General features: G+C 65.2%; 14 protein-coding genes. 9 read left to right on the forward strand and 5 right to left on the reverse strand.

The annotated features are described in order from the left end of the window. Window positions 1-73 precede the first annotated feature (73 nt). Window positions 74-1,090, reverse strand: coding sequence for a sigma 54-interacting transcriptional regulator (locus tag DGI_RS07005; RefSeq protein WP_021760133.1), 1,017 nt, complete (start codon window positions 1,088-1,090; stop codon window positions 74-76). A 160-nt stretch (window positions 1,091-1,250) separates the two neighbouring features. Between DGI_RS07005 and DGI_RS07010 the strand changes: the two genes are divergently transcribed. From DGI_RS07010 to pspC, 3 genes are all read left to right on the forward strand, one after another. Further along, the gene (locus DGI_RS07010; RefSeq protein WP_021760134.1) at window positions 1,251-1,916 is read left to right on the forward strand and encodes a PspA/IM30 family protein; all 666 of its coding nucleotides are present in this window, start codon (window positions 1,251-1,253) and stop codon (window positions 1,914-1,916) included. 33 nt (window positions 1,917-1,949) lie between these two features. After that, the gene (locus tag DGI_RS07015) at window positions 1,950-2,192 is read left to right on the forward strand and encodes a hypothetical protein (protein ID WP_051286238.1); all 243 of its coding nucleotides are present in this window, start codon (window positions 1,950-1,952) and stop codon (window positions 2,190-2,192) included. A 61-nt stretch (window positions 2,193-2,253) separates the two neighbouring features. After that, window positions 2,254-2,634: an envelope stress response membrane protein PspC gene (gene pspC / locus DGI_RS07020; RefSeq protein WP_027192831.1), complete on the forward strand. Its 381-nt coding sequence runs from the start codon at window positions 2,254-2,256 to the stop codon at window positions 2,632-2,634. Window positions 2,635-2,642: 8 nt separating this feature from the next. Here pspC and DGI_RS07025 read toward each other — a convergent pair whose 3' ends face one another. Both DGI_RS07025 and DGI_RS07030 read right to left on the reverse strand, forming a co-directional pair. After that, entirely contained in the window at window positions 2,643-3,392 is a 750-nt protein-coding gene (locus DGI_RS07025; protein ID WP_021760137.1) for a CbiQ family ECF transporter T component, read from the reverse strand. Further along, complete coding sequence (locus DGI_RS07030) at window positions 3,389-4,066, reverse strand: Maf family protein (RefSeq protein ID WP_021760138.1); 678 nt, start codon at window positions 4,064-4,066, stop codon at window positions 3,389-3,391. Before DGI_RS07030 ends, DGI_RS07025 begins: the two co-directional genes overlap by 4 nt. A 142-nt stretch (window positions 4,067-4,208) precedes the next feature. On the opposite strand from DGI_RS07030, the gene DGI_RS07035 reads away from it, so the two are divergent. Then, the gene (locus tag DGI_RS07035; protein WP_021760139.1) at window positions 4,209-4,625 is read left to right on the forward strand and encodes a DVU0524 family FlgM-associated protein; all 417 of its coding nucleotides are present in this window, start codon (window positions 4,209-4,211) and stop codon (window positions 4,623-4,625) included. Between the two features lie 45 nt (window positions 4,626-4,670). Then, the gene (gene flgM, locus DGI_RS07040; protein ID WP_021760140.1) at window positions 4,671-4,988 is read left to right on the forward strand and encodes a flagellar biosynthesis anti-sigma factor FlgM; all 318 of its coding nucleotides are present in this window, start codon (window positions 4,671-4,673) and stop codon (window positions 4,986-4,988) included. Window positions 4,989-5,213: 225 nt separating this feature from the next. Here the strand turns inward: flgM and DGI_RS07045 are convergent, their stop codons facing one another. After that, on the reverse strand, window positions 5,214-7,016 hold the full coding sequence (locus DGI_RS07045; RefSeq protein ID WP_021760141.1) for a methyl-accepting chemotaxis protein: 1,803 nt from the start codon (window positions 7,014-7,016) through the stop codon (window positions 5,214-5,216). A 387-nt stretch (window positions 7,017-7,403) separates the two neighbouring features. Here DGI_RS07045 and DGI_RS07050 point away from each other — a divergent pair, with 387 nt between their 5' ends. Genes DGI_RS07050 through DGI_RS07060 form a run of 3 tightly spaced genes read left to right on the forward strand, consistent with a single transcriptional unit; the run spans window position 7,404 to window position 10,345 of the window. Next, window positions 7,404-8,312: a rhodanese-like domain-containing protein gene (locus DGI_RS07050; RefSeq protein ID WP_021760142.1), complete on the forward strand. Its 909-nt coding sequence runs from the start codon at window positions 7,404-7,406 to the stop codon at window positions 8,310-8,312. An 8-nt stretch (window positions 8,313-8,320) separates the two neighbouring features. Continuing rightward, entirely contained in the window at window positions 8,321-9,238 is a 918-nt protein-coding gene (locus DGI_RS07055; RefSeq protein ID WP_034606905.1) for a DUF362 domain-containing protein, read from the forward strand. Window positions 9,239-9,256: 18 nt separating this feature from the next. Further along, window positions 9,257-10,345, forward strand: a complete 1,089-nt coding sequence (locus DGI_RS07060; protein WP_027192830.1) for an A/G-specific adenine glycosylase — start codon at window positions 9,257-9,259, stop codon at window positions 10,343-10,345. Between the two features lie 113 nt (window positions 10,346-10,458). Here DGI_RS07060 and DGI_RS07065 read toward each other — a convergent pair whose 3' ends face one another. Then, window positions 10,459-11,133: a Crp/Fnr family transcriptional regulator gene (locus DGI_RS07065; protein ID WP_021760145.1), complete on the reverse strand. Its 675-nt coding sequence runs from the start codon at window positions 11,131-11,133 to the stop codon at window positions 10,459-10,461. Between the two features lie 193 nt (window positions 11,134-11,326). Here DGI_RS07065 and hcp point away from each other — a divergent pair, with 193 nt between their 5' ends. After that, a complete protein-coding gene (gene hcp, locus DGI_RS07070) occupies window positions 11,327-12,964 on the forward strand; it encodes a hydroxylamine reductase (RefSeq protein ID WP_021760146.1) in 1,638 nt (545 codons plus the stop codon). The last annotated feature ends 233 nt before the right edge of the window (window positions 12,965-13,197 follow it).

Consider the following 13,197-nt stretch of genomic DNA (forward strand, 5'->3'; position numbering starts at 1 on the left):
TGGAAGGGGATATTGCGAGAGGGGAGAACCTTNTTTCCCCTCTCGCAATATCCTGTTTCAAAATTAAAATGTCCTATTCCGGGTTGGCCTTGTGTTTTCGGTACAAGGCCCGGAACTGATGATACGTCAGCCCCAGCAGCCGGGCGGCCTCGCCCTGCCGGTTGCCTGAGGCGGCCAGCGCCGTGTGCAGGGCCTGCCGCTCCAGCCGGGCGACGGCATCGGGCAGGGACAGGGGCAGCCGGAGCAGGTCCGCATGGAGCGGCTGCGTCGTTGAAGATGTCGCCACCTGCTGCGCCTCCACGGGCCGCCAGGGCGAGTCGAAGGGATCCAGATCCAGGACGCGGATTGCGTCGCCGTCCTCCTGGCCGATGGTCCGCGCCACGGCCCGCTCCACCACATTCTTCAGTTCCCGTACATTGCCCGGCCAGGGGTGTGCGCGCAGCTGGTGCAGGGCATGGTCCGAAAAAACCGGCGGTTCCGAGCGGCCCAGCTCCACAGCCATGCGTCGGGCAAAGTGGTCCGCCAGCAGCAGCACATCCTCGCCCCGCGCCCTGAGCGGCGGCAGGGTGACGACCTCAAAGGCCAGACGATCCAGCAGATCCGGCGCAAACTCGCCCCGCGCCGCCAGGGCCGGCAGATCCCGGTTGGAGGCGGCCACCAGCCGCACATCCGTCCGGATGGCCTGCACCCCGCCCACCCGCTCGAAGACTTGGCTCTCCACCACTCGCAACAGCTTGATCTGCATCGGCATGGGGATGTGCGCGATTTCGTCCAGAAACAGCGTGCCACCGTCGGCCAGCTCAAAGCGGCCCTTGCGACGGGCCACGGCGCCGGTGAACGCGCCGGCCTCGTGGCCGAAGAGCTCGCTTTCCAAGACGCCGGGACTCAGGGCCGCGCAATGCAGGGTGAGGAACGGCCCCTGCCAGCGCGGGGAGAGGAAGTGCAGCCGGGCGGCGGCCAGCTCCTTGCCGCTGCCGCGTTCGCCAGCCAGCAGCACGGGCCGGTCGATCCTGGCGGCCAGGGCCAGACGCTCGTGAACTTCGAGAAAGGCTTCGCTGCGCCCCAGGGCTTCCGTGGATAGCGTGGTCATGTGCACTCCGATATGGCGAATATATCCAAAAAATGGCGCATGTCGCCTTACAATCGTGTCATCTGCCGAAAATATGCTGTGATTTCAACACGCAGTCCCCTGGCACGCTCTCTGCTTTATTCAGGCTGTCCGTTCATATGCATACCAACAGGAGGACGCCATGAGCATCTTCACGCGATTCAAGGATATTGTCAGCGCCAACATGAACGCCATGCTGGACAAGGCGGAAGACCCCGAAAAGATGATCAAGCTGATGATCCGCGAGATGGAGGAAACCCTCGTGGAACTCAAGAGCGCCTGTGCCGGGGCCATGGCCGACGCCAAGCGCGTGGGCCGGGAGCTGGATCTTGCCCGCGAGAAGGAAGTGCTTTGGGAAGGCCGGGCCAGCCTGGCCGTGCAGCGCGGCCGGGACGATCTTGCCCGCGAGGCTCTGAATGAAAAGCTGTTCTACAGCGAGAAATTCGCCGGCCTGGAAGAGGAGAGCACCCGCTTCGAGGCCCTCATCGAACAGTCGCAGACAGACATTGCCGTGCTCGAAGAAAAGTTGCAGAACGCCAAGGAGAAGAAGCGCATTCTGGTGCAGCGTCATATCCGGGCCGATGTGTCCCGCCGCGCCCGTCAGGATGTGCGTCGCGCCGCCAGCGAGGAAGCCATGGCCCGTTTTGAGGACTTCGAGCACCGCATCGAGCGCATGGAAGCCGAGGCGGACATGGTGCTGCCTCCCAAGCGGCGCGATCTGGAGCACGAGTTCGCCACCCTGGAAGGACACCAGGACGTGGAGGCCCAGCTCCAGGCCCTCAAGGATCGCATTGCCGGCGGGAAGTAACCCGTGCATCACTATTTCATGGGAGGTCCACCGATGGGGCAACTGATCTTCGGCTTCTGGCTCGTGCTGGTGCCTGCGTTGGTCATTGCCGGCGGTATCTGGCTGTTCATCCGCCTCTTCAGCGGCGGCAAGCGCCAGGCCGGAGACGAGGAGGCGCGCATCATCCAGGAGTGCTACGAGCGCCTGAGCCAGATGGAACGGCGGGTGGAGTCCCTGGAAACCCTGCTCCTGGACGCGGCGGAACTGCGGCGACGGGAGCGGGAAGGCACGGAATGACCGGGCGGGGGACGTGCGTTCCCCCGCATTCCTCCCACAGCATCCACAAGGAGGCGTCGTCATGATGCTCAAGAATACGAGCGGCATTTATCGCGCCCGGGACGGCATGGTCGCCGGGGTGTGCAAGGGGCTGGCCCGGCACTTTGACATCCGGGTGCGCTGGCTGCGGCTGGGGGTGATCCTCCTGGCCGTGTTCACGGGGTTCTGGCCGGTGCTGGGGCTGTACGTCGTCGCCGCGCTGATCATGAAGCTCGAACCGGTGCTGCCTACGACCAACGACGGCGCCCGGGAGTTCTATGACTCCTACGCCGGTTCCCGCCAGGGCGCGGCACATCGGCTCAAGGACAAGTTCGACAACATGGACCGGCGCGTCCGGCGCATGGAAGACATCGTCACCAGCAAGGAATACGACTGGGATCGCCGGTTCTCCAAGGATAAGTAACCTGAGACTCAGCGCAGGGCCAGCCACAGGCCTGCGGCCATGAGGGTCAGGCAGGCGAGCCAGACGGCGCGAGGCGGCACGGCGTGGCCGGCGGTGTGGCTGCGCCAGCGCCAGGCGTCGTCGCGGTCGAGATCCCGCGCGGCGATGGCCAGGGTCTGCGTCCAGGCTCCAGTGGCCAGGGCTCGCAGCAGGGTCTGCAAGAACAGCAGCGTCTGCCGCCGCCGCGAAAGCGGCAACTGCCGGCAGCGCATGGCCAGCCGGATGCGCCCGGCCGTGCCCCAGATGAGGGGCACAAAATGCAGCATCAGCGCCAGGGCCAGGGCCGGCTCCCAGGCCCGGCGTTTCAGCAGGGGCCGCAGCGTCCAGGCCGCGGCCCGGCACAGGGCCAGGGGAGAGGTGAGGGCCGTCAACGCCACGCCGATGGCCAGCAGCGCGCACAGCCGCAGGCCCAGCAGGCCGGCGTCGGTCAGGTGCGCCGGCTGATATTTCCAGCCTGCCTCCCACAACAGCATGACGAACTTCACCGCCGTCCACATGCCCACGAAGACCAGCCCGGCGCGCAGCAGGGGCGGGCCTGCCGGGTTCTGCCCCCCGCGGGAACCGCCCAGGCGCGGGGCGCACAGGATGAGCCCCAGGAACAGCGCCAGATGACAGGCCGCGCCCAGGGCGTCCGTCTGCCAGGTCAGGATGCCGAACACCAGACAGAGCAGGGCCACGGGCCGCGGGTCCAGCGTGTTCAGGGCGCGCGGTGCGTTCATCCCCGGCCAGGGGCGATCACCCCGCAGGATGTCAGCACGTCCACAATCTCCGCCAGGGGCAGACCGACCACGTTGGTGTACGATCCCCGCACCTCCCGCACCAGAAACGCGCCCTTGCCCTGGATGGCATAGGCGCCGGCCTTGTCCATGGGCTCCCGGGTGGCCGCGTAGGCGGCCAGCACCTTGTGCGGCTGGATGGCCATCACCACTTCCGTGACCACGGCGAATTCCACCAGAAACGGCGAGGGCCCCGGCTCGTCCCCGGCCTTGGGCCGGGCCAGGCAGCAGCCGGTGACCACCTGATGGCTGCGGGTGCGGCTGGGGCGATGCGGATCGCGTCCGCACAGGCGGTGCAGCATCTGCAGGGCGTCGTCCTTGTCCCGCGGCTTGCCCAGCAAATGGCCGCCAAGGGCCACCACCGTATCCGCCGCCAGCACGATGCTGCCAGGATAGCGCGTGCTCACGTCCAGGGCCTTGCTGCGGGCGGCACGCACAGCGTATGCTTCCGGCGCTTCGCCGGCCTCCCGGGGAGGTTCCTCCACCTGGCTGGGGCGGATGGTGAATTCCACGCCAATGGCATTCAGATAGGCTTGCCGCCGGGGCGAGGCCGACGCCAGGATGAGAGGCAGACTGGTGGCGAATAGCGGCGCGCGGGCGGTGGAAGGCTCGGACACGGCAGACTCCTGTGATTTTTCCCAACCATGCCGCAAATCAGTGAAAAATTCAACAAGTTGAAATCGCGCGATTTTTTTAGTTGTCCCAGGCCTAAAGACTCTGCTGCTGGTTGACGATAGGCAAGAAGAGAGGGAAGAAAGCATGACGCTTCGATCGTTATACGTGCGCAATATGCTGCGGGGCTATGACCGGCAGCTCGTCACCGGCCGGCGGCTGGCTCGCTACACGCGCAGCCTGCACCCGGCAGGGCAGGACGAAGACGCGCGCATGGCACGCGATCTGAAGCGCCGGGCGCTGGTGGAGCGCGTGGCTCGGGAAATTGTGGAAAACCTCATTCTTTCCGGCAGCGAGAATCAGGTGGTGGCGGCCATCAAACAGCAGCTCAACGAGGAATTCGGCAACAGTTTGTCGTTCACCTTTCCTCCATCGGAACAAGATTTGCTAGTGTTTGCCGAAACGCCGAACGGTCCTCGTGAGGTGGCTCCGCATGAGAAGGTGCAAATCCTTAATCGCATGTGGCAGATCACCCTGGACATTGTGGACGAGACCATGCTGTAACGGGAAGGTCCCCGTCGGCACTGCATGACGGGGAGGAGGAGCCGTATGGATATCAAGAAGTTGTTCACAGGCCTGGAGGCGTATGACCCGGCGCGTCTGGAGAAATCCGAGACGGAGAGCGCCACGCGGGGCCGGCGTTCCCGTGCCGGTTCCTCCGAGGGTGCGCGCGGGGACAAGGTGAACTTCTCCGACGATGCACGCCTGCGTACGGAGGCATATTCTTCCGCCGTGAGCGCGCCGGATGTCCGCAGGGACAAGATCGAGGCCATCAAAGCCCAGATTGCCGCCGGCGAATACAAGATTGATACGCAGAAAATCGCCGCCAAAGTGGTGCAGGACGATCTGGAATTTTTTGGCCTCTAGCGCCAAGACGCTGACTGTTCGGGCGCAGCATACTGACGCCTGCCAAAGAAACGACGCCCCCCCGGCCGCTGCCGGGAGGGCGTTTTGCTGTGCAGGGGGATTTCCCGCCGGTATTTTTCCTGGCCACGCCGCCAGGGCCACGGCTCTTTGAAAAAAGGTCCTTGCGAGAGGGGAAACCTTTTGCAAAGGGTTCCCCCCGAGAGTTCTTTTCAAAAACAACGTGCCCTATCGCTTGTCCAGCTGTCGGATGAGGCCGGTGAGGGCGCCTGTTTGCTGCGAGAGTTTCTGGATGTGCCGGGCGGCGTCCGCGGCGTGGCCGGCGCTGTTGCGGGCAATGCCGCTCACCTCGTCCACGCTGCGCATGATGGCCTGGGCCGAGGCGGCCTGCTGGTCTGCCGCGGCGGCGATGGTCCGTACCTGGGCGGCGGCCTGTTCTGCGGCGCCAAGAATCTGCCGCAGTTTTTCGCCGGAGGCGTGGGCCAGGCCGGCGGTGTCGTCTACGGCGCGCATGGTCTTGTCCACGCCGGCGAGGTTGTCGCGGGTCATGGACTGGATGGCCTTGATGCTCTGGCCCACCTCGCCGGTGGCGGCCATGGTTTTTTCGGCCAGCTTGCGCACTTCGTCGGCCACCACGGCAAAGCCCCGGCCGGCGTCGCCGGCTCTGGCGGCCTCGATGGCGGCATTGAGCGCCAGCAGGTTGGTTTGATCGGCAATATCCGAGATGACCTGGATGACGGCGCCGATGCCTTCGGATTGCACGCCCAGCTGGTTCATGTTCGTCTTCAGGGAGTCGGCCAGGGTCTTCAGGCCGCCCATGGCTGCAACCGTCTGCCTGATGATGGCTTCGCCTTCCGAGGCGGCCTCGCGGGTCAGACCGGTGACGCTGGCGGCGTCCGAGGCATTGGCGGCCACGTTGCCCACGGCGTCGCGCATCTGGCTCATGGCTTCGGCGGTGTGCTCCAGGCGTTCCTGCTGTCCCTGTGCGCCCTGCTGGATGTCGCGGCCAATGGCGGTGAGGTCGCGCGTGGCGGTGTCCAGCTGGGCCACCACATCGGTCAGGCCGTTCACCGTGGCCAGGATGGCGGCATGGGCTGTTTCCACCTTGCGCACGGCCTCCTGGGCTTCGGCGGCGGCCTGCTGGGACCGCTGCGCCTCGCGCATGGCCATGGCTTCCTTGTCGGTCAGGGCGTCGAGGTTGCGCTTCAGGGCGGCGGCCATGGTTTCCAGGGCCTGCTGCAGCTGACTGATTTCGTCCGCCCCCGAGGCCTGCAGCCGCACGTCCAGATCGCCCCGGGCAATGCGGGCGGCGGCGGCGGTGGTGGCCTTGATGGGTCCCACAATGCTGCGGGAAATTTTGAAGCTCAGGGGCAGGAGCACCAGCAGGAACATGACGGCAAAGACCAAGCCGTCAATGAGCGTCCAGTTGTCCACGGCGGCGTTCATGCGGCCGGCGATGGCGGCGGCGGTGTCGTCCACGTTGTCCACGTACACCCCGGTGCCGATCCAGTACGAGGTGCCCGGGATCATGGTGGCGTAGCCGAGCTTGGGTGTGTCGCCCTTGCCGGGCTTGGCCCAGGTGAAGTTGACGAACCCGCCGCCGGCCGTGGCGGCCTTGGCCAGATCGCGCACGGAATACACGCCGTCCGGTCCCTTGAGATCCACCAGATCCTTGCCGTGCAGGGCGGGATTGACCGGGTGGGCCACGTTGGTGGTGCCAGTATAGATGTAATAATAGCCGGACCGGTCGGCTTCGAAGAAGGCATCCTTGATGGCCTCGCGCATGTGGGCGACCTTGGCGTCCTCCCCGGGGATGGCGGCCAGCGCCTTGCTCAGGGCCTGGGCCATGGAATCCGTGGCGACCTTGATCTTGGCGCGCTCCCCGGCTAGCATCACCTGCTGGGCCTCGGCCGCGCCGACGTCGGCCAGGCGGTTCGACGAATAGACGCCGACGGCGAAGATGACGGCCGCGGCAAAGGCGGACACGGCAAACAGCAACAACAGCCGCGTGGCGATGGGCAGGGTCTTCACGTAATGACTCCTGGCAGGGCAATGATGATTGCGGCAGACCCGGCATGGTGCTGCCGTTGGGCGCTGTGCCCACGTATCCCGGCGAATTCTGCAAGAAATCAGCAGATGTCCCCGCAATCCCCCAGGCGAGAGCGCAGTGAAAACCGCTTCGATGCACGGGTGAAGCGGTTTCGGCAGAATCTAGCACGATAGTGACTGCCAAAGGTCCAGGGTGGTGAACAGCGACAAGCTGTTTGGGGTGCACCGGCAGGGAGAATCCTGGCCGGTGTCACAAAGAAGGAAGACAACCCCTGCAGCCTTGCAGTATATGACGTAGAGATTGTTCACACGCCGCAACCGGAGACGCCGGGGCGCATGCGCCTGTGCCGTCTTCTTGAGGATGTCTCTATGCACGCACCTGCCCCCATGGGCCATATGACTGCAGAGGCACTGCAGCAGTATCTGGCCACGCACCGCGAAGGCAGTTACGAGTTGGTGGATGTGCGCCAGCCAGTGGAGTTTCGCCACGGGCATATCCCCGGGGCCCATCTGCTGCCCCTGCCAGAATTCGTGCATCTGTTGGAAACCGGCGCGGCACTGCCGTTTCCTGCGGATCGGACCATCATTTTTTATTGCCATTCCGGCAATCGTTCCCGGGTGGCGGCCCGGCAGATGCTGGCCTCGAACCGGGGGGGCGGTGCGGTCTATTCCCTGGACGGCGGCATGCTTGCCTGGACCGGCACGGCCTTGGAGGGCATCCCCCGCCTGGAAGCGCTCCCGCTGCACGCGCCGTTGAAAACCATGCTCCTGGCCGCCCTGGACATGGAAAAGGCCGCCCTCACGCTGTACACCGCCCTGGACACCGAAGCCCGCCGTGCAGGCCGTCCCGGCGAAGGATGCCAGGCGGATCCCCTCACCGCCCAACTGGTGGACATGGAATCCGCCCATGCCCGGCAGGTGTATCAGGTTCTGGTGGGGCAGTGGGGAGAGGGATCGCCCCCGGATTTCGAGACGCTTTTCAAGAAAGCCGGCGGCGACGTGCTGGAAGGCGGTCGCAAGCTGGACGAGCTGGCCCCCTGGGTGGCCAAGGCCATGGCATTGGAAGACGGCTGCCTGAGCGTGATCGAGTTGGGGTTGGAAGTGGAATATGCCGCCCATGACCTGTATCGTGCCGTGGCCCGTCAGGCGCGCACGCTGCCGGGCTTGTCCGAGGCGGATGCCGCGGCCATGGAGACGATTTTTCTGGATCTGGCCCAGCAGGAGAAGCAGCACGCCCGCTTTCTGCTGGAACGGCTCGAACGCCTGGCTGTCGCGTGAGCATGCCCATGCTGCAGGTGTCTCTGGATCGCTGCCCGGCCTATGGCGCGCCGGGGTTGTCGGCGCTTGTGGGAGAGCTGCTCCAGGGGGCAGGCTGCCGGCCGACGCCGGGCACGCGCGTGCTGGTCAAGCCCAATCTCATCAGCGCGGCGGATGCCGGTCTGGCGGCCACGCATCCCGCCGTGGTCCGGGCCGTGTGCGAATACCTGCTGGCCCACGGCTGCCGGGTGCAGGTGGGGGATTCGCCGGCCTTCGGCACGGGGCGTCTCGTGGCGCGTAAGGTGGGGATTGTCGCGGCGCTCAGGGACCTGCCCGTGTCCCTGGTGGAGCTGGACCGGCCGCGGGCCGTGGCGTTGTCCTTCGGCGAGCGCATCGGCATCTCGGCCGTGGCCCTGGAGAGCGAGCTGCTGGTCAACGTGCCCAAGTGCAAGGTGCACGTCCAGATGCGGCTGTCTTTGGCGGTGAAGAACTGCTTCGGCTGCGTGGCAGGCATGCGCAAGCCCCTGGCCCATGCCCGCTACGGCGAGCAGGGCACGCGCTTTGAATCCATGCTGCTGGATATCCTGGCTGCGCTGCCGGCTATGGTCCATCTCATCGATGGCATCACGGCCATGCATGTGCGCGGTCCCATGGGCGGGCAGCCCTTTGCCCTGGGACTGCTGGGCGCCTCGGCCAGCGCCGTGGCCCTGGATACGGCCCTGGCCACCGTGCTGGGGGTGACGCCGGAGGAGTCGGCCATCTGGCAGGAATCCCTGCGGCGTGGCATCCCCGGATCCCGGCTGGAGCAGCTCGATTTTCCGCGCCTGCACCCGCGCGACTTCGCCGCCGCCGGCTTCCAGGTGCCCGGGGTACTGCGGCCGGTGACGTTCAATCCGCTGCAACTCGCCCGCGGGGCGTGCAAGCGACTGCTGGCGCGTCTGGGCTGAACGCGGTAAGGGGACCGGATGAACTCCATGCAACGCGCCCTGCTGGACTGGTTCGCCGTCAACCAGCGTCCGCTTCCCTGGCGCACCGAATACCATCCCTGGCATGTGCTGGTGGCCGAAATCATGGGCCAGCAGACCCAACTGGACCGCGTGGCGGCGCGGCTGCCGGTGTTTCTGGACCGCTTTCCTTCCCCCACCGCCCTGGCGGCGGCCTCTGAGGAAGAGGTCCTCAAGGCCTGGGAGGGGCTGGGCTACTACGCCCGGGCCCGCAACCTGCAAGCCGCGGCCCAGGCGCTGACGGCGCAGTACGGCGGGGAGATTCCGCAGGATCTGGACGCCGTGCGCGCCCTGCCCGGTGTGGGCCGTTATACGGCCGGCGCCGTGCTCAGCCAGGCCTTCAACCTGCCCGTGCCCATTGTGGATGCCAACGTGGCCCGGCTCTTTGCCCGGCTCTTCGACCTGGATGAGCCCATCGCCTCCCGCGAGACTCAGGCCTTTTTGTGGGAGACGGCCGCGGCCATCATCCCCCCCGGCCATGCCCGGGATTTCAACCAGGCCCTCATGGAACTGGGCGCGCTGGTCTGCGGCAAGAATCCGCGCTGTTCGGCCTGTCCCCTGACCGGGCACTGCGAGGCGCATCGCCTCAATATCGTGGAAGAACGTCCCGTGCCGACCCAGGCCAAGGCCATCATCCCCCTGGAAGTGGCCACGGGCGTGCTGGTGCATCGCGGCCGCATCTTCATCCAGAAGCGGCTGCCGCATGGCGCCTGGGGCGGGCTGTGGGAATTTCCCGGCGGCCGCATCGAACCCGAGGAAACGCCACATCAGGCCGTGGTGCGAGAACTGCTGGAAGAGACGGGCTATCCCGTGGCCGTGACGGATAAAATCGCCCTCGTCCGCCACGGGTACACCACCTACAAGGTGGCCCTGCACTGCTTTGCCTGCCGGCTGGAGATTGATCCCGCCGCGGAAGACATCCCCGCCCCGCAGCTCACCGCCGCCCAGGACGCCCGCTGGGTGACCCTGCGCGACCTGGCCCACTACGCCTTCCCGGCCGGGCACCGGAAGCTGATTGATCTGATGGAGCGGGATCTGCGATTTGCGTGAGGGTAGGGGGCGGCAATGCCGCCCCCCCCACCGGAGGGGGGCCGGGGGGACTCAGTTCCCCCAAATTTTTCTTCTCTTCTCTTCTCTTCTCTTTTCGTCTTTCTGCGCTCTCCCTACAGCTCGCCCCGGGCCAGCAACTCCAGCGTCTCTCTATCCTTCAGGGTGATGGTCCGGCCGTCCACGAGGATCAGTTCCCGGTCCTGCATGTCTCGCAGGGCCCGGGAGAGGGTTTCCGGCAGCGCGCCCAGGTAGGCGGCCAGCTGGCTTTTGGGCATGTCCAGGCTGAAGGTGTCCTTGTGGTGGGAGCCGGCCAGCACCAGAAAGTGCCCGGCCAGGCGGCTGGGCAGTTCTTTCAGGCTCAGATCTTCGATTTTCTTGACGAAGAACTTCAGCCGCTCGGAGAGCAGGGCGAGCATCTGCATGGCCAGGTCCGGATCGTCCTTGAGGGTGTTCACGAAGGCCAGACGGGGGTAAAAGAGCAGGCGGGAGTTCTCCAGGGCCTGGGCCGTGGCGGGGAACCGCATGTCTTTGAAGACGGCCACCTCGCCGAAGGCCTCGCCCGGGCCGAATACGTGCAGCACATGCTCCTTGCCCGAGGGCACGGCGCGGAAAATGCGCACCTTGCCGGTGGCCACGCTGTAAAAGCCCTTGGCCTCCTCGCCGGTGGTGAAGATGATCTGCCCTTTGTCCACCTGACGGGAGGTGGCAATGTTCGCCAGTCGTTCCAGCTGCTTGGGGGCGAGTCCCTGGAAAAGGGACGTGCCGCCCACCGCACGCATGAGCTCCATGGAATGAATCCTTTCCAATATGTAATGTCCAATGGGCCTGTTTTGACATCAGAGGGAAGAAAAAGTCCACGCTTTTTGATATGTGTCAAGGCAGGAAGTCAACAGGCGGGATAGTTGTGACTCATGCACGACAACACGCCGCGTCGGCTGCTTCGTTCCGAAGGGGCAGGGCGCGACACAAGGAGGAGACTTCATGTTTTGCTACCAGTGCGAACAGACGAACAAGAGCCAGGCCTGCACCACCATGGGCGTTTGCGGCAAAAAGGCCGACGTGGCCGCCCTGCAGGATCTGACGGTGTATGCCCTCAAGGGTCTGGCCCAGGTGGCGAGCGCGGGCCGCGAAGCCGGCGTGGTGGATCCCGCGGTGGGCCCCTTCATGGTCGCGGCGATGTTCTCCACCCTGACCAACGTGAACTTCGATCCCCAGCGCTTCCAGGTGCAGCTGAACGAGCTGGTGGCCAAGCGCGAGGCCCTCAAGATCGCCATCAAGGCCAAGAATCCCGGCGTGAGCTTCCCCGCCGGTCCCGCGGACTTCCAGCCCGCCGTCTCGCTTGAGGATCTGGTGAAGCAGGGCGAAGGCCAGGCCATCCCCGATCACCGCGATCCTAATCCGGATATCGAATCCCTCAAGCAGACCTGCATTTACGGCATCAAGGGCGTTGCCGCCTATGCCGACCACGCCTACATCCTGGGCCAGCAGGACGACGCCGTGTACGCCTACATCGAGAAGGCCCTGTCCGAATCCCTGACCACGGACAAGGACCTGGGCTTCTGGGTGAACATGGCCATGGAATGCGGCCAGGCCAACCTCAAGGCCATGGAATTGCTGGACGCCGCCAATACCGGCGCCTACGGGCATCCCACCCCGGTGAGCGTGCCCCTGGGCCACCGCAAGAACAAGTGTATCCTGGTCTCCGGCCATGATCTGCACGACCTGTACAACCTGCTCCAGGCCACCGAAGGCAAGGGCATCGACATCTACACCCATGGCGAGATGCTGCCGTGCCACGGGTACCCGAAGTTGAAGGAATTCAAGCATTTTTATGGCCATTTCGGCACGGCCTGGCAGAACCAGCAGCGCGAATTCGCCGAGTTCCCCGGCGCCATTCTGATGACCACCAACTGCATCCAGAAGCCGGCCGCCACGTACATGGACCACATCTTCACCACCGGTCTGGTGGGCTGGCCCGGCGCCACCCATGTGCCCAACGGCGACTTCTCCGCAGTCATCGAAAAGGCCCTGGCCATGCCCGGCTTCACTGACGACCTGGACAAGGGCGCCGTGCTGACCGGCTTTGCCCGCAACGCCGTGCTGGGCGTGGCGGACAAGGTGATCGACGCCGTGAAGAGCGGCGCCATCAAGCACTTCTTCCTGGTGGCCGGCTGCGACGGCGCCAAGCCCGGCCGCAACTACTACACGGAATTCGTGGAAAAACTGCCCCAGGATACCGTGGTGCTGACCCTGGCCTGCGGCAAGTTCCGCTTCTTTGACAAGCAATTGGGCGATATCGACGGCATCCCCCGCCTGCTGGACGTGGGCCAGTGCAACGACGCCTACTCCGCCATCCAGATCGCCGTGGCCCTGGCCGGGGCCTTCAACTGTGGCGTGAACGATCTGCCCCTGTCCATGGTCCTTTCCTGGTACGAGCAAAAGGCCGTGGCCATCCTGCTCACGCTGCTCTCCCTGGGCATCAAGAACATCCGCCTTGGGCCGACCCTGCCGGCGTTCCTCACGCCCAATGTGCTGAACTTCCTGGTGGAACAGTTCAACATCATGCCCATCTCCACCCCGGATGAAGACATCAAGGCCATCCTGGGATCCGCTGCGTAACCGGCACGACCGGATTCGACCGACCGAACGCGCCCCGTCAGGCAATTGCCTGGCGGGGCCTGTTGTTGTGCAGTCGCAAAAAACGCCGGACTAGCGCACGTTGTTTTTGAAAAGAGTTCTCGGGGGAAAACCGTTCTAAAGAAAGGTTCTTNGAGAGCGCGAGAGGGGAGAATCTTTTGCAAAAAGGTTTCCCCTCTCGCAACGTTCGTTTTCAAAAGCAAAATGCGCTAAAC

The sequence above is a fragment of the Megalodesulfovibrio gigas DSM 1382 = ATCC 19364 genome (assembly GCF_000468495.1).
Lineage (GTDB): Bacteria > Desulfobacterota > Desulfovibrionia > Desulfovibrionales > Desulfovibrionaceae > Megalodesulfovibrio > Megalodesulfovibrio gigas.